The 15,418-nt window shown below is 72.8% G+C and carries 11 protein-coding genes and 1 pseudogene; 7 read left to right on the top strand and 5 right to left on the bottom strand.

Annotated features, from left to right (window positions below; genetic code table 11):
• The first annotated feature begins 1 nt into the window (after window position 1).
• The 4 genes from ACQP0N_RS11465 to ACQP0N_RS11480 are packed head-to-tail and all read left to right on the top strand — an operon-like array spanning window position 2 to window position 4,289.
• Window positions 2-1,417, top strand: a complete 1,416-nt coding sequence (locus ACQP0N_RS11465; RefSeq protein ID WP_433119845.1) for an NADP-dependent succinic semialdehyde dehydrogenase — start codon at window positions 2-4, stop codon at window positions 1,415-1,417.
• A 40-nt stretch (window positions 1,418-1,457) separates the two neighbouring features.
• Window positions 1,458-2,423 (top strand): TIGR03885 family FMN-dependent LLM class oxidoreductase, encoded by a 966-nt coding sequence (locus tag ACQP0N_RS11470; protein ID WP_433119847.1) that lies wholly within the window; start codon window positions 1,458-1,460, stop codon window positions 2,421-2,423.
• Window positions 2,424-2,460: 37 nt separating this feature from the next.
• Window positions 2,461-4,035 carry a Na+/H+ antiporter gene (locus tag ACQP0N_RS11475; protein ID WP_433119849.1) on the top strand — a complete coding sequence of 525 codons (1,575 nt, stop codon included), beginning with the start codon at window positions 2,461-2,463 and terminating at the stop codon, window positions 4,033-4,035.
• On the top strand, window positions 4,032-4,289 hold the full coding sequence (locus ACQP0N_RS11480; protein WP_433119851.1) for a UBP-type zinc finger domain-containing protein: 258 nt from the start codon (window positions 4,032-4,034) through the stop codon (window positions 4,287-4,289). Before ACQP0N_RS11475 ends, ACQP0N_RS11480 begins: the two co-directional genes overlap by 4 nt.
• Window positions 4,290-4,292: 3 nt before the next feature.
• Here the strand turns inward: ACQP0N_RS11480 and ACQP0N_RS11485 are convergent, their stop codons facing one another.
• Both ACQP0N_RS11485 and ACQP0N_RS11490 read right to left on the bottom strand, forming a co-directional pair.
• The gene (locus ACQP0N_RS11485) at window positions 4,293-4,826 is read right to left on the bottom strand and encodes a GNAT family N-acetyltransferase (protein ID WP_433119853.1); all 534 of its coding nucleotides are present in this window, start codon (window positions 4,824-4,826) and stop codon (window positions 4,293-4,295) included.
• A 104-nt stretch (window positions 4,827-4,930) separates the two neighbouring features.
• Window positions 4,931-6,181 carry a DUF222 domain-containing protein gene (locus ACQP0N_RS11490; RefSeq protein ID WP_433119855.1) on the bottom strand — a complete coding sequence of 417 codons (1,251 nt, stop codon included), beginning with the start codon at window positions 6,179-6,181 and terminating at the stop codon, window positions 4,931-4,933.
• Between the two features lie 98 nt (window positions 6,182-6,279).
• On the opposite strand from ACQP0N_RS11490, the gene ACQP0N_RS11495 reads away from it, so the two are divergent.
• Both ACQP0N_RS11495 and ACQP0N_RS11500 read left to right on the top strand, forming a co-directional pair.
• Window positions 6,280-6,936 (top strand): HAD family hydrolase, encoded by a 657-nt coding sequence (locus tag ACQP0N_RS11495; RefSeq protein WP_433119857.1) that lies wholly within the window; start codon window positions 6,280-6,282, stop codon window positions 6,934-6,936.
• A 73-nt stretch (window positions 6,937-7,009) separates the two neighbouring features.
• On the top strand, window positions 7,010-7,891 hold the full coding sequence (locus ACQP0N_RS11500) for an aminoglycoside phosphotransferase family protein (protein WP_433119859.1): 882 nt from the start codon (window positions 7,010-7,012) through the stop codon (window positions 7,889-7,891).
• A gap of 60 nt (window positions 7,892-7,951) precedes the next feature.
• On the opposite strand, the gene ACQP0N_RS11505 is transcribed toward ACQP0N_RS11500, so the two are convergent.
• Window positions 7,952-10,561: a glycoside hydrolase family 9 protein gene (locus ACQP0N_RS11505; RefSeq protein WP_433119861.1), complete on the bottom strand. Its 2,610-nt coding sequence runs from the start codon at window positions 10,559-10,561 to the stop codon at window positions 7,952-7,954.
• Between the two features lie 250 nt (window positions 10,562-10,811).
• Between ACQP0N_RS11505 and ACQP0N_RS11510 the strand changes: the two genes are divergently transcribed.
• The gene (locus ACQP0N_RS11510) at window positions 10,812-11,537 is read left to right on the top strand and encodes a PP2C family protein-serine/threonine phosphatase (protein ID WP_355050237.1); all 726 of its coding nucleotides are present in this window, start codon (window positions 10,812-10,814) and stop codon (window positions 11,535-11,537) included.
• Window positions 11,538-11,544: 7 nt separating this feature from the next.
• Here ACQP0N_RS11510 and hrpB read toward each other — a convergent pair.
• Window positions 11,545-14,059 (bottom strand): annotated as a pseudogene (gene hrpB / locus ACQP0N_RS11515) (ATP-dependent helicase HrpB).
• A 149-nt stretch (window positions 14,060-14,208) separates the two neighbouring features.
• On the bottom strand, window positions 14,209-15,042 hold the full coding sequence (locus ACQP0N_RS11520; RefSeq protein WP_355050235.1) for a SigB/SigF/SigG family RNA polymerase sigma factor: 834 nt from the start codon (window positions 15,040-15,042) through the stop codon (window positions 14,209-14,211).
• Between the last annotated feature and the right edge of the window lie 376 nt (window positions 15,043-15,418).

The following is a 15,418-nucleotide window of genomic DNA, read 5'->3' on the forward strand; positions in this document are numbered from 1 at the left end:
AATGCCACACATCGCCACCACCAACCCCGCCACCGGTCAGGTGCTCAAGACCTACGAGGCGATGTCCACCGAACAGCTCGACGCCGCCATCGAGCGCACCGATCTCGCGTACCGGCAGCTGCGCGGCACCGGCGTCGAGGAGCGCGCCCGGTGGATGAACGCCGCGGCCGACCTCCTCGACGCCGAGCGGGACGAGATCGCCCGGATCATGACCACGGAGATGGGCAAGACATACGCCGCCGCGCAGGCCGAGGTGACCAAGTGCGCCACGGCCGCCCGCTTCTACGCCGACAAGGCCCCGACGTTCCTCGCCGACGAGCCGGCCGACGCCGCCGCCGTGAAGGCGACCAGGGCGTTCATCCGCTACCAGCCGATCGGCGTGGTGCTCGCCGTGATGCCGTGGAACTTCCCGCTCTGGCAGGTGATGCGCTTCGCCGCCCCGGCGTTGATGGCCGGCAACACCGGCCTGCTCAAGCACGCCTCGAACGTGCCGCAGACCGCGCTGCTGCTGGAGGACGTGTTCCGCCGCGCCGGCTTCCCGGAGGGCGCGTTCACCACCCTGTTGGTCGGCTCGGACGCCGTCGAGCGCATCCTCGCCGACCCGCGGGTACGCGCCGCGACGCTCACCGGCAGCGAGGCGGCCGGGCGGTCGATCGCGCAGATCGCCGGGCGGGAACTCAAGAAGACGGTGCTGGAGCTGGGCGGCAGCGACCCGTTCGTGGTGATGCCCTCGGCGGACCTGGACCGTGCCGCCGAGGTCGCCACCACCGCCCGCTGCCAGAACAACGGCCAGTCCTGCATCGCCGCCAAGCGCTTCATCGTGCACACCGACGTCTTCGACGCGTTCGCCGAGAAGTTCGCCGCGAACATGGCCGCGCTGCGCGTCGGCGACCCGATGGACGGCGACACCGACGTGGGGCCGCTGGCCAGCGAGCACGGCCGCGACGAGGTGCACGCCCAGGTGCGCGACGCGGTGGACAACGGCGCGACCGTGCTCTGCGGGGGTGAGCTGCCCAGCGGCGACGGCTGGTTCTATCCGCCGACCGTCGTCACCGACCTGACGCCGCAGATGCGGATGTGGTCCGAGGAGGTGTTCGGGCCGGTCGCCGGTCTGTACCGGGTGTCGTCCTACGACGAGGCCATCGAGGTGGCCAACGGCACGAGCTTCGGGCTCGGGTCGAACGCCTGGACCAGGGACGCGGCCGAGCAGGAGCGCTTCGCCACCGACCTGGACGCCGGCAACGTCTTCGTCAACGGCATGACCACCTCGTACCCGGAGCTGCCCTTCGGCGGCGTGAAGAACTCCGGGTACGGGCGGGAGCTGTCCGAGCTGGGCATGCGGGAGTTCTGCAACACCAAGACGGTGTGGGTGGGCGAGGGGGCGGCGTCGGCCGGCGCGGGCGCGCACGCCGAGTAGCACGCATCACCGGGCGTCGTCGTGGGTAGGAGATGCGCCCATGACGACGTTCGGGTTCCACGCCTCCCACGAGCAGATCAACCCCCGCGCCCTGCTGGAAGCGGTGATGCACGCCGAGCGGGCCGGCTTCGACGCCGCCATGTGCTCCGACCACTTCTCGCCGTGGAGCGAGCGGCAGGGCGAGTCCGGCTTCGCCTGGTCCTGGCTGGGCGCCGCCCTACAGGCCACCGGCATGCCGTTCGGCGTCGTCAACGCTCCCGGCCAGCGCTACCACCCGGCGATCATCGCGCAGGCGATCGGCACCCTCGGCGCGATGTATCCGGGCCGGTTCTGGGCGGCCCTCGGCACCGGCGAGGCCAGCAACGAGCACATCACCGGTGACGCGTGGCCGCGCAAGGACGTCCGCTCCGCCCGGCTGCGTGAGTGCGTGGACGTGATCCGGGCTCTGCTGGCCGGTGAGGAGGTCAGCCACGACGGCCTCGTCCGGGTGGACCGGGCCCGGCTGTGGACCCGTCCCGAGGAGCCGCCCGCGCTGGTGGGGGCCGCCGTCAGCGTCGCCACCGCCCGCTGGTGCGCCGAGTGGGCCGACGGCCTGATCACCGTGAACGCGCCCGTTGAGCACCTGCGGGCGATGATCGACGCGTACCGGGACGCCGGTGGCCGTGGACCGCTGCACCTCCAGGTGCACGTCTCCTGGGCGCAGGAGCAGGAGCAGGCCGAGGCGATCGCGTACGACCAGTGGCGCAGCAACGTCTTCGCCCCTCCGGTCTGCTGGGACCTGGAGACCGTGGAGCACTTCGACGAGGTGTCCGCCGACGTACCCGCCCAGCGGGTTGCCCAGGTGGTGAACGTCTCGGCGGACCTGGGCCGGCACGTCGGCTGGTTGGAGGAGTACGTGGCGCTCGGCTTCGACCAGATCGCCCTGCACCACGTCGGGCAGGAGCAGCGCGGGTTCATCGACGCGTTCGGCGCCGAGGTGCTGCCGAAGTTGCGTCCGGCTGCCTGATCGGGCGTCGACCACCCGCCCCCTAGGCTCGTACCCCATGGAAAGCCTGTTTCCGGTCGTCGTCTTCCTGGCGATCGCCACCCTGGGCGCGGCCTTGGCCCGCCGGCTCGGCCTGCTCGCGCCGATCCTGCTCGTCGTACTCGGATTGGCCCTGTCCTTCCTTCCGGGCTTCCCGCAGATCCACCTCGAACCGGAGTTGGTGCTGATCGGCATCCTGCCGCCGTTGCTGTACGTCGCGGCGCTGGAGACGTCGGTGCCGGCGTTCAAGAACAACATCCGGCCGATCCTGCTGCTCGCCGTGGGTCTGGTGCTGTTCACCGCGTTCGCGGTGGGCTTCGTGCTGCATCTGCTGCTGCCGCAGGTGCCGTTCGCGATCTGCCTGGCCCTCGGCGCGGTGGTCGCGCCGCCGGACGCGGTGGCCGCCACGGCGGTCGCGCGCCGCGTCGGGCTGCCCCGCCGGGTGGTCACCATCCTGGAGGGGGAGAGCCTCGTCAACGACGCGACCGCGCTGGTGCTACTGCGGGTCGCGACCATGGCCACCATCGGTACGACCGTCGGCACGGCGGACGTGGCCGTCGAGGTGCTGCGCGCGACCGGCGGCGGCATCCTGATCGGCGCGCTCGGGGCGGTGGTCTTCGGCTTCCTGCACCGACGGATCAGCGACCCGCTGCTGGACAACGCGCTGTCGTTGATCATCCCGTTCGCGGTGGTGTTCACGGCCGAGCACGTGCACGCCTCCGGTGTGGTCGCCGTGGTCGTCACCGGGCTGGCCCTCGGCCACAAGCTGCCGCAACTGCTGTCGGCGGCGTCGCGGTTGCAGACCGGCGCGTTCTGGCGGCTGGTGCGGTTCCTGCTCGAAGGGCTGGTCTTCCTCCTGGTCGGGCTGCAACTGCGGGACGTGCTGCGAGACCTCGACGAGCCGGCCGGCTCCCTCGTCCTGATCACCGTGGCGGTGTTGGCCACCGTCTTCCTGACCCGCTTCGTCTGGCTCTTCCCGGCCACCTACCTGGCCCGACTGGTTCCTCGGATCCGCCGCCGCGACGAGGCCCCCTCCCCGAAGATCCCGATCATCATCGGCTGGGCGGGGATGCGGGGCGTGGTGACGCTCGCCGCCGCCCTGGCCCTGCCGTTGACGCTGGCCGAGGACGAGCCGTACCCGCGGGCCCTGTTCATCTGGCTGGCCTTCGCGGTGATCGTGGTCACGTTGGTCGGCCAGGGCGCCACCCTCCCGATGGTCGCCCGCCGGCTGAAGCTGCCCCAGGACGACCCGGTGCAGGACGCGCTGTCCGCCGCCGGAGTGCAGCAGCAGGCCAGCAGGGCAGCGCGGGACCGCCTGGAGGAGTTGGCCGACAGCGCGCCCGCTGCCGTGGTGGACCGGCTGCGTCGGGTGCAGGAGGACCGCACGAACATGGCCTGGGAACGGCTCGGCGGCGGCGAGCGGGAGACCCCCTCGCAGGCGTACGGTCGGCTGCGACAAGAAATGATCGACGCCGAGCGGGACGTGTTCCGGGCTGCCCGGGACTCCGGTCGGATTCCTGAGGAGGTATTGGTGCAGGCCTACCGTGACCTGGACCTGGAAGAGTCGCTGCTGCGGCAGGAGGTGGACCAGTGAGCTGTCAGCACCTGGCCGAGGCGGGCACCGCCGAGCCGGTCACCCCGGACGAGTGCGCGGACTGTGTCGCCATCGGCAACACCTACTGGGTGCACCTGCGTACCTGCCTGAGCTGCGGGCAGGTCGGCTGCTGCGACTCGTCGCCGAACCAGCACGCGAGCAAGCACTTCGCGTCCACCGGTCACCCGGTGATCCGCTCGGCGCAGCCGGGCGAGGCGTGGCGCTGGTGCTTCGTCGACGAGGAGATCGGCTGACGCTCAGTCGAGCCGGCGCACGAGCAACTGCCCCGGCCACGGCTCACGCCCCGACCGGACCACGGTGAACGGTTCGGTCGGGGTGAAGCCGCAGCCCTCGTAGAACCGGACGAGTGCCCGGTCGTCGCCGCCGTAGCAGTCCACCCGTAACAATCCCAGCCCGCGTGCCCGGGCCACCTCGGCGGCGTGCTCCAGCAGTCGGGCCCCGATCCCCAGCCCGGCGTACGCCCGGTCGGTGACCAGCAGCCGGACGTACAGCTCCGGCTCGGTGGCCGGGGGCACGTGCTCGGTGGCGGCGCCCACCACCAGCGCGCCGACCGGACGGTCGCCCCGCATCGCCAGGTGCAGGTCGCCGCTCGCGGCCCACTCCTCGGCCCGGGCGATCTGGCCCGCATCGGTGGAGGGCTGCCGCGTGCCCCACTGCCCGGTCCGGCCGCGCTCCATCAGCCAGGCGGTGGCCACGTCGAGCAGCCGCAGCACGGCCGGGGCGTCGTCAGGGCCGCCGGGGCGGATGGTGATGGTCGACTGATCGCTCATGCCCGGCATCCTGCTACACCCGGCCCGAGGCCACTGCTGGCCGGCTGGGTCGCCGGCTTCCCAGGGCTGCGGGCTGCGTGTCGTATTCGGGCTGCTGGCTGCGTTCACGTCCGCCGGTGGTACTGGTTGCGGCGGGGGAGCTGGTCGGGGTCGAGCCAGGCCGGCGGGACGAATTCGGGGTGGCCGTCGCCGCCGAGTCGGACCGTCCACTCGCCTCGGTGGACGTGTCGGTGATGGTGGCCGCAGAGGAGCACCGAGTTGGTCAGGCTGGTGTGGCCGCCGTCGGCCCAGTGGTGGATGTGGTGGGCGTCGCACCAGCGGGGTGGTCGTTCGCAGCCGGGGAAGGCGCAGCCTCGGTCGCGCAGGACCAGCGCGCGGCGCAGGGGACCGGTGACGAGTCGGCGTTGCCGGCCGACGTCGAGTGTCTGGCCGGAGGTGCCGAGCACGGCGGGCAGGATCGCGGCGTCGCAGGCGAGACGGCGGACCGTCTCCGGGGTGAGCTGTGGGCCGGTGTCGAGGGTGCCGGCGTCGAGCTGCCGGGCCAGCGCGTCGAAGCTGGTGGTCACCACGATCTGGGCGGGCTCGCCGCCGTGCTCGGGCAGTTCGCCGGTGCGGAGCGCGAGCCGGCACAGGTCGGCGAGCGCGTCGTGCCGGCGTTGGCCGGGGCAGCGCGGGTCGTCCGGACCGGACGGCGCGGCCAGCGGGTCGAGGGCGGCGCGCAGTAGACCGGCAGCCTCGGCGTCCAGGTGACCGGAGAGCCGCAGCCGGCCGTCGCGTAGCTCGGAGAGCGTGACATGACGGTCGCGGCCGGCGCGGCGCGCCTCGGCCTCCAGCGCAGCCCTGGCGGCGGCTTCGGCAAGCTCGGGGGCGACCTGGTCGAGGACCCGGGTGCCCAGCTTGCGCAGCAGGGTCGGGTCGAACTGCCCGGCCCACCCGATGAGGACGCCGACCGCCTTGTCGGCCGTCTCGGCGCCGACGGCCGTGCGCACCGTCTGGACGGTCTCGCCGATGACCCGCGCCTGCTCGACGGTGATGTCGCCATCGACCAACGCGGCGCGCACCCCGGGCGCTCCGGCATCGAGCGCCCCGGCGAGATCGACCAGCCGACGAGCGGCGGAACCGTCGAGTCGTAGCCGGCCCCGCAACCACACCGCCGTCGACGACGCGCCCTGCGCCCGCGCGGTGCCCCGGCCGTCCACCTCCCGCACCAACGCCAGTTGCAGGGCTGCCAGGCGTTGCGCGAGCCGGTGCGCGGTGTCGAGGGCCGCGACGAGATCGTGCCCGGGGAGGGCCCACACCGCCGCGTTGAGGCAGTCGGCAACCGCCGCCTCCGCCCGCGCCAACCCTTCCACCATGGACCGAGATTAGAACAGGTGTACGACAATTCGGGGCTGGGTGGTGCGTCGAATCCGCCTATGATCATCGATGATCGCGGCGGGACGGGAGAGATGGGTTGATCAAGGCGGTCTTCTTCGATGTGGGCGGGGTGATTCTCGACGAGTCCCGCGAGTTCGCGGCCTGGGCGGACTGGTTCGGCGTCCCGCGGCACACGTTGTCCGCGGTCTTCGGCGCGGTCGTCGCGAGGGGCCTGGACTACCGGGAGACGTTCCGGACCTTCCGGCCCGACTTCGACCTGGAGGTCGAGCTTGCCCGTCGAGCCGCCGCCGGGCAGCCGGAGACGTTCGGCGCGGAGGATCTCTACTCGGACGCGCGTGGGTGCCTCGCCGCGCTGCGCGATCAGGGTCTGCTGGTGGGCCTGGCCGGCAACCAGCCGGCCCATGCCGAGGCAACCCTGCGGGCTCTCGACCTCGAGGTGGACGTGATCGGCACGTCGCACTCCTGGGGCGTGGCGAAGCCGGCACCGGCCTTCTTCGACCGGGTGGTGGTCGAAGGCGGCGGCGATCCGGCCTCGATCCTGTACGTCGGCGACCGGCCCGACAACGACGCCCGTCCGGCCCAGGAGGCCGGTATGAAGACGTGCCTGATCCGGCGCTCCCCGTGGGGGCACATCCTCGACATGCCAGCCGTGGCCGACCGGTGCCTGTTCCGCATCGACTCGCTGCACGAGCTGCCGGCCCTGATCGCCGCACACAACAGCCGAGCCGATTAGCTGAGGGTGGATCAGGCACGAGGCCCGCACCGCTGCGCCCACTCCCGCCGAAGCGCGGTCGTAGGGTTTCGCGGTGACCGTCAAGCGGATGCCCGCCGCGGAGATTCCCGTCTCTGTCGAACTGGTGCGCGGTCTGCTCGACCAGCAGCACCCCGATCTGGCGGACCTGCCGATCGAGATCCTCGCCAACGGCTGGGACAACCTCGTGTGCCGTCTCGGTGCGGAGTTGCTGGTCCGGTTGCCGCGCCGCGCCATGGCCGCCGAGCTCATCGCGCACGAGCAGCGTTGGCTGCCGGAGCTGGCCGGTCGCCTGCCGTTGCCGGTGCCAGCGCCGGTGCGCCTCGGGCAGCCGACGACCCGGTACCCCTGGTCATGGAGTGTCGTGCCGTTCTTTCCGGGCCGGATGGTGGCGCTGTCGCAGCCAGACGACCCCTGGTCGGCGGCGGTGACGCTCGGCGCCTTCCTGGACGCGCTGCACACCCCGGCTCCGCCGGAGGCTCCCGTCAACCCGATGCGCGGGATTCCCCTGCTCGGCCGCGCCCCGGGGGTCCTGAACGGGCTCGCGCATGTCGATCCGGCCGATCGTGCCGACGCGCTGCGGATCTGGGAGGTGGCCGTCGCCGCACCCGTGTGGGGTGGTCCGCCGCTGTGGCTGCACGGGGACCTGCATCCCGCCAACATCCTGGTCGACCGGGGCCGGCTCAGCGCCGTGATCGACTTCGGAGACATCACCTCGGGCGATCCCGCGACCGATCTGTCCGTGGCCTGGCTGCTGTTTCCGGCCGAGCAGCGTGCTGCTCTTCGGCGGGTGTACGGCCGTGCGGACGACGCGACCTGGGAGAGGGCGCGCGGCTGGGCGCTGGCCCTGTCCCTGGTGTTCCTGACGCACTCTTCGGACAACCCGCTGATGCGCGGCATCGGCGAGCGTGCCTTCCGCCGGGTGCTGGATTTGTGATGGCGGACGGGTGGTCCTGGTGGCCGCCCCCGGGGGAAGGGCGGCCACCAGGGGGCGTGCTCAGGACAGCGAGCAGGCGTTCCCGTTGACGGTGACCAGCCCCGGGTTGGGGTTGGCGCCGCCGTTGGTCGTCGCGTTGAAGCCGAACGTCACCGTGCCGCCGGGGACGATCTTGGCGTTGTGCGACTCGTTCTTCGCGGTGACCGTCGCGCCGGCCTGGGTGACCTTCGCCAGCCAGGCCTCCCGGACGCGCTGGTCACCGGTGAACGCGAACCGCACGCTCCAGCCGTTGACGGCGGTGGACCCGGTGTTGCGGATGGTCAACTGGGCGGTGAACCCGGTGCCGCCCTGCCAGGTGCCGTAGTTGGCGTAGTTCACCGAGCAGGTGACGGCCGGTACGGCGCCCGCCTCGCCCTGGTCGGCCAGGAAGGAGGAGATCCAGGCCAGCGCCGAGTTCCAGTTGATCGCCACCTCGTTCGTGGAGTACGAGTTGATGTCGTCGACGTAGCAGAACATCGGCTTGCAGCCGGCGAGCAACTGCGCCACGAACGGGTCCTGCAACGCCGCGTTCGCGCCACCGGCGAGGGAGCCGGCGGGCGGCCGGGGCAGGTTGGCGTCGAGCTGGTGGCCGAAGATCCGGCTGTGCTGGTTCTGCGCGGCGTGCTCGCCCCAGCCGGTGACGTACGAGATGTTCAGGGCGTTGCGGCCCAGGATGTAGTCCATCGCCTGCACGGCGCCGTCGCGGTAACGGGCGTCGCGGGTCAGGTCGAAGGCGGTGGCCAGGACGACCGCGTTGTTGATGATGCTGCTGTTCCCGCCCCAGAAGTAGCTGTCGGCGTCCCCGGGCATCGGCAGCCCGTACGCCTGCCGGCGCAGCTCGGCGAGGTACGCGTCGGCGGCGGCGGTGACCGAGGCGCGAACCCGGGTCAGGTCGGCGGCGGGCAGCCCGTTCGGCACGGTGGCCAGGTCGAGGCGACCCAGCGCGGCGACGCTCTGCCAACCGAAGCCACGCGGCTCGAACACGTTGCCGGTGTGGTGCGGCGACGCGGTCAGGTCGGTCAGGTAGGTCTGCGCCCCCGTGGTGAGGTACAGCTCGACCGCCGCCCAGTAGAACTCGTCGGTGACGTTCGAGTCGTCGTACGCGCCGCCGCCGGTGCCGTCGGTCGGGCTGGCGTACACCGCGGGGTGTGCCTTCGCGGCGGCGTAGGCCGTCGTCGCGGCGGTGCCGCAACGGGACGCGAACGCCGCGTCGTACGGGGCGAAGAGTCGCGCGCACTGGGCGGCGGTCGCGGCCATGTTGAGGGTGGCCGCGGTCGACGGCGGGTGCAGCTCGCGCGGCTGCGGGTCGTCCTGCGGGGCGAGCGGCAGGCCGGTCCAGTTCTTGTCGTGGATCTTGTGGTGGACCATGCCGGCGAGCGGCTTGCCGGCCGGCACCTGCATGCGCAGCAGGAACTCCAGCTCCCAGCGGGCCTCGTCGAGGATGTCCGGGACGCCGTTGCCGCGCTCGGGCACCCGCAGGGTGCTGTCGGCCAGTCCGGCGCCGCCGTTGGCGGTGGCCGCCGTCTTGGTCCGCTCGAAGGTGTTGAGGAGCTGGTAGGTGGCGATGCCGCCGTTGACGACGTACTTGCCGTGGTCGCCGGCGTCGTACCAGCCGCCGCGCACGTCGAGGGAGTAGTCGCAGACGCCCGGCTGGCAGGGCACGCTGGTGTCGCCCTGGTTGGGGGCGACGCCGAGGTGACCGGCCGGGCGGGCGTACTCGTCGCCGATCAGGTCACCGTCGATGGCGATGCCGCTGCGCTGGGCGTAGAAGAACTGCATCGAGTCGGAGCGCAGTTGGTTGTAGAGGGTGCCGGAGATGTCGAACGGGTGGCTGGTTTCGCCGTCGACGGTCAGCGTCAGCCCCGCGCCCGGGGTGCGGTAGCTGGAGAAGTCGACGGTCTGCACGTTCTGCCCGGAGGCGGCGTCCACGCCACGCGTGGTGGTGGTGCCGCTCGCCAGGACGGCCCCGGCGGCCGAGTGGAGCTGCCAGGGCAGCGGCGTGGTCGCCTCGGTGACCACCGTGGCGTTCTTCGGCCCGCCCGGCAGGTAGCCGACCTGGTTGACGCGTACGCGGGGCCCGGTGTCCGGCTCGTACGGCGCGGGGGGCTCGCCGCCGCGCAGCGAGACGTCGTCGAGGCAGATGGTCTGCGCCTGCGCGCTGCCACCGACCTGGAAGATGAGCTGGGCGTTCTGGTTGTCGTCCGGGACGGTGAAGGTCGACTCGACGCGCTGGACGGTGCCGGTGGCGGCGGCGTCCACGGCCGCGTACGTGGTGTACGGGGCGCTGCCGAGCTGGAGCACGGCCTTGACGGCGGTGCCGGGCGTGGCGGTGATGTCGAAGCCGAGGGTGTACTCGGCGCCGGCGGTCAGCGGCACTCCGTCCTGGCCGATGCCGGCGTCCCATGGGTTGGCGAGTCCACCGGGGACGGCGGCGCAGAGCTGGCCGTCGGTGACCCCGAGTGAGTCGGTGCCGTAGGAGAACCACGGGCTCACACCCGCGCTGAAGTCCCCGTTGTCGATCTGCTCGGGGGCGTCCGGTGGAGGGGCGGCGTAGGCCGCGCCGGCGCCCGTGGCGGTGAGTGCCAGGGCGGTCGCCGCGGCCAGGAGGAGGCGACGTTTGGATGGCGTCACGGGGTAGTCCTTCCGGGACGGGAGGTGAGGCAGGTGGCGGTGGCGACCTGGGAGCGCTCCCAGGTCGAAGCTCGATGTTTCCAGTGGCGATACGTCCTGTCAATTGATCCGACTGGATGGGTTCTGCGGTCCGACGAGGGCACGGAGCGCGTCACACCACGGAACGCGAGACGTGAGATTGGCCGCGCCACGCGCCGTCGTCCTGATCTCCTAGAGACAACTGCGCCCTTCGCCTGGCAGGCTGCCTCCCATGACCCTGAAGCTGCGTTCCGTGGGAACGAGCGACCGTGGGCTGATCCGCAGCGGAAACCAGGACGCCCTGCACGCCGGCACCTGGCTCGTCGCCGTCGCCGACGGCATGGGCGGAATGGCCGCCGGTGACCTCGCCAGCTCGCTCACCATCGACGCGGTCGCCCCGCTGGACGCGGAGACACCGGAGGACGCCCTGGTGGCCGCCCTCCAGGACGGCATCGCGCTGGCTACCGCCCGCATCCGGCAGGCGGTCGCCGACGACCCCGAGCGCCAGGGCATGGGCACCACGTTGACCGCCCTGCTCTTCGCCCGTACCGGTAGCTGCCTGGCCCTCGCCCACGTCGGCGACTCGCGGGCCTACCTGTTCCGCGAGGGTGTGCTCAAGCAGATCACCCGCGACGACACTTTCGTGCAGATGCTCGTCGACCAGGGCGTGATCACCCCGGACCAGGCCAGCAGCCATCCGCGCCGGGCCGTCGTCACCCAGGCGTTGCAGGGCGAGGACGTCTCTCCGTCGTACGCGACGATGGTGCCCCGGTCCGGCGACCGGTGGCTGCTGTGCAGTGACGGCCTCTCCAACGTCGTCCGCCCGGACACCCTGGCCGAGGTGCTCGCCGCCTACCCCGACCGGTCCGCCTGCGCCGGCAAGCTGATCGACCTGGCGCTGCACGCGGGCGCTCCGGACAACGTCACCGTCGTGGTGGCCGACGTCGTCGAGGAGTAACCCCTGTTCAGCGCCGTCGCGGCGCGGCGCGGCGGGTGGGCGTGGCCGTGTCCGGGTCCTCGGGCCATGGATGACGTGGATAGCGACCGCGCAGCTCGGCGCGGACCTGCGGATAGCCGGTACGCCAGAACGACGCGAGGTCCGCGGTGACCGCCACCGGCCGGCCGGCGGGGGAGAGCAGGTGCAGCAGCACCGGCACCCGGCCACCGGCGATGCGCGGGGCTTCCGGCCAGCCGAACGTCTCCTGGAGCTTGACCGCGAGCACCGGCGCGGCCGGGTCGGCGTAGTCGACGCGGATGCGTGAGCCGCTGGGCACCTCGATGCGCTCGGGCGCGAACTCGTCCAGGCGCGCGGCCTGCGCCCACGGCAGCAGTCGACGCAGGGCCGAGGTCACGTCGACCCGGTTCAGGTCGGCACGCCGCCGGCCGGCGGCCAGCTCCGGCCCCAGCCACGTCGGGGCGGCGGCGAGCAGCGCCTCGTCGTCGACGTCCGGCCACCCGTCGTCGAGGTGCAGCCGGCAGAACGCCATCCGCTCGCGCAGCCCTCGCGCCGCCGGCGTCCACGGCAGCAGACCCAACCCCTCCTGACGCAGGCCGGTGAGCAGCGCCGCCGCCACCTCCGCCCGGTCCGGGCGGTCCAGCCGCCGCGCCATCAGCTCGATCGCGCCCAGCCGGGTCACCTCCCGGGCCACCACGTCCCCGTCGGACCAGCCGACCTCCCGGCGCGTGGACAGCAGCGGGCCCGCCGCCTCCCGGGCGGTCGCCTCGTCCAGTGGCGTGGCGCGGCGGATCCGCGCCGAGGGCGCGCCGGGGCGGCGGTCCGCGACCGCCACCGCGAGCCAGTCGGCGCCGGCCAGGCCCGAACCGGCCGCCAGCTCCGCGGCGGTCCCGCCCGTCATGAGGTACGACGACCCGCCCGGCCGCCGCACCCGGGCCAACCGCTCGGGGTACGCCAGACCGACGACCAGCCCGGCGGCGAGATCGTCGGTCAGCCGGTGGGGAGTCGTGGGTACGTCGGTGGGCAGGGCGGCGCGTAGGCGGCGCACCTCGGCACGCCAGCGGGCGGTGGCCCCCGCGTCGACGCCGGAGCGCAACCGACGCCAACCGGCCACCAGGTCGTCGCCCGGGCCGGCCGCGCTCTCCTCGGCGAGAAGGGCGACCACCTCGGCCGCCCGGTCGCCGCCGACCCGGTCTGCGGCGTCGAGCAGCGCCCGGGCCAGCCGGGGTGCGCACCGGCGGAGGCGATCGCCCTTCCCCGCCCGGTGATCCGACCCGTCGCGTCGACCGCGCCCAGCGTTTCGAGGGTGTCCCGGGCGACGGTCATCGCCGCGGCCGGTGGCGCGTCGGGTAGCGCGAGTCCGACGCCGTCGGGGCTGCCCCAGGCGGCCAGCTCCAACGCGAACCCGGTCAGGTCGGCGGTGGCGATCTCCGGCTCCGGCCGGGCGGGCAGCCGCTCGTGGGTGGCCTCCGACCAGCAGCGGTAGACGCATCCGGGTGCCTCGCGTCCGGCCCGTCCGGCCCGCTGGGTGGCGGCGGCCCGGGAGACCGGCACGGTGACCAACGCTCCCAGTCCACGGGCCAGGTCGATGCGGGGCACGCGGGACAGCCCGGCGTCCACCACCGTCCGTACGCCCGGCACGGTGAGGCTGGTCTCGGCGAGCGCGGTGGACAGCACCACCCGACGCCGGTCGTCCGTCCGGGGTGCAGCGCCGCGTCCTGCTCGGCCCCGCGCTGACGGCCGTGCAACGGCAGCAGCGCGACGGTGTCCCGCAGGTCGGCGAGCCGCCCGGTCACCGCCGCGATCTCACCGGCCCCGGGCAGGAAGACCAGCACGTCGCCGTCCTGCTCGCCGAGCGCCCGGCGGACGGTGGCGGCCACGTGGTCGAGCAGCGCGCGGTCGACCGGGCCGGCGCCGGGCGGCGCGACGGGCCGGGGCGGCGGCGTCCAGATCCGCCGCACCGGGTGCAGCGCCGACTCGGCCCGGACCACCGGGGCCGGGGTGGCCCCGCCGAGCAGCGCGGCGAACAGGTCGGTGTCCGGCGTGGCGGACATGGCGAGGAGCCACAAATCGGGCCGCAGCGTGGCCCGGGCCTCCACCGTGAAGGCAAGTGCCAGGTCGGCGTCGAGCTGCCGCTCGTGGCACTCGTCGAGCAGCACCGCGCCCGTGCCGGGCAGCTCCGGGTCGTGGTGCAGCCGGCGGACCAGCAGGCCGGTGGTGACCACCTCGATCCGGGTGGCCGGGGAGACCCGCCGCTCGCCGCGTACGGCGTAACCGACCCGGTCGCCGACGCGCTCGCCCAGCAGGTCGGCCATCCGCCGGGCCGCGGCGCGTGCCGCCACCCGACGGGGTTCGGCGACCACCACCCGGCCGTCGACCCGGTCGGCCACCGCCAGCGGCGCGAGGGTGGTCTTGCCGGTGCCCGGCGGCGCGAGCAGAACCGCCGCGCCGGCCGCGTCGAGCGCGGTGAGCACCGCCGGCAGGGTGGGACGGACCGGCAGGTCCACTGTCACGTCGGAGAGCACGACCCAGTCTCGCACCGGGCCCTGGCGGGCTCGACGTGCCCGCCACCAACGCGAACGGCCGGGCCGCCGCCCCGAAGGGAAGCGACCCGGCCGGTGTTCACACGATCGAGGACCGGGGCGACGCTGACCCGCCCCCGATCGTGAAGTCCCTAGTAGGTGCCGTCGAGCTGGCCCCGCAGCTTGGTCAGCGCCCGAGCGAGCAGCCGGGAGACGTGCATCTGCGAGACGCCGATCTGGTCGGCGATCTGCGACTGGGTCAGGTTGCCGTAGAACCGCAGGGTCAGGATCTTCTGCTCCCGCTCGTCGAGCGTGGCGAGCGCCGGGCCGAGCGCGACCCGCAGCTCGGCCAGCTCGAACTCGTTGTCCTCGCCGCCGAGCATGTCGCCCAGCTCGGTGGCCCGGTCACCGTCGCCGGTCGGGGTCGACAGCGACACCGCGTTGTACGCGCGGGCGCCTTCCAGACCCTCCAGGACCTCTTCCTCGGTGAGCTTGAGGTGGGCGGCGATGTCGGCGACCGTCGGCGAACGGCCGAGGGTCTGCAACAGCGAGCTGTTGGCGTCGGAGATGGCGAGCCGCAGCTCCTGGAGACGACGGGGAACCCGGATGTCCCAGGTGCGGTCGCGGAAGTGGCGCTTGAGCTCGCCGATGATGGTGGGGATCGCGTAACCGGCGAAGTCGACGCCGCGCGACGGGTCGAACTTGTCGATGGCCTTGATCAGGCCGACGGCGGCGGTCTGCGCCAGGTCGTCGGTGGGCTCGCCCCGCCCGCTGTAGCGGTGGGCCAGGTGGTTGGCCAGCGGCAGCCAGGCCTCGATCGCGCGGTCCCGCAGAGCGGCACGCGACGGGTGGTTGGCGGGCAGCGCGGCCATCGCGTTGAGGAGATCGGCGGCGCTGTCGGTGAGCGCGCGCGGGTCCAGCTTGGTGGTGCTCTTCTGCTCGACTGCCGTGGTGCTCGCCTGCTCGGTGATCGTTGACGCGGTCATGGTGGTCCTCCCTGCACCTCGTCCGCGGACAAAAAGGAAGTGGCGCTTTGGTTTAGCTTCAGTTGGGCCGTTCGGGAGTCACCTTAACCTGATCGGCTCCCGGAAATCTAGCCGAAAGGTTGATGTACTTAAGGTGTGTCGAGCCATAAAACGCCCATAAGCGGCGACGATCGCGCAGGTTGTGAGGTCCCTTACCCAGTTTGGGGGCGATCCTGCGGTGTCCGGTCAACCCGGTGGGTCCGACCGGTCGGTCCAGGAGGCTCCACCGACCGGTCAACATGAAATCCGACAACCGGGCAGGTCTGTCGCCTATCCGTCGTTGTCCCGTCGGCGGGACCGGCCGTAGCGTCGCAGAGTAGACACCCGGTTCGGAGGC

Source organism: Micromonospora sp. CA-246542, from assembly GCF_050942905.1.
GTDB lineage: Bacteria > Actinomycetota > Actinomycetes > Mycobacteriales > Micromonosporaceae > Micromonospora.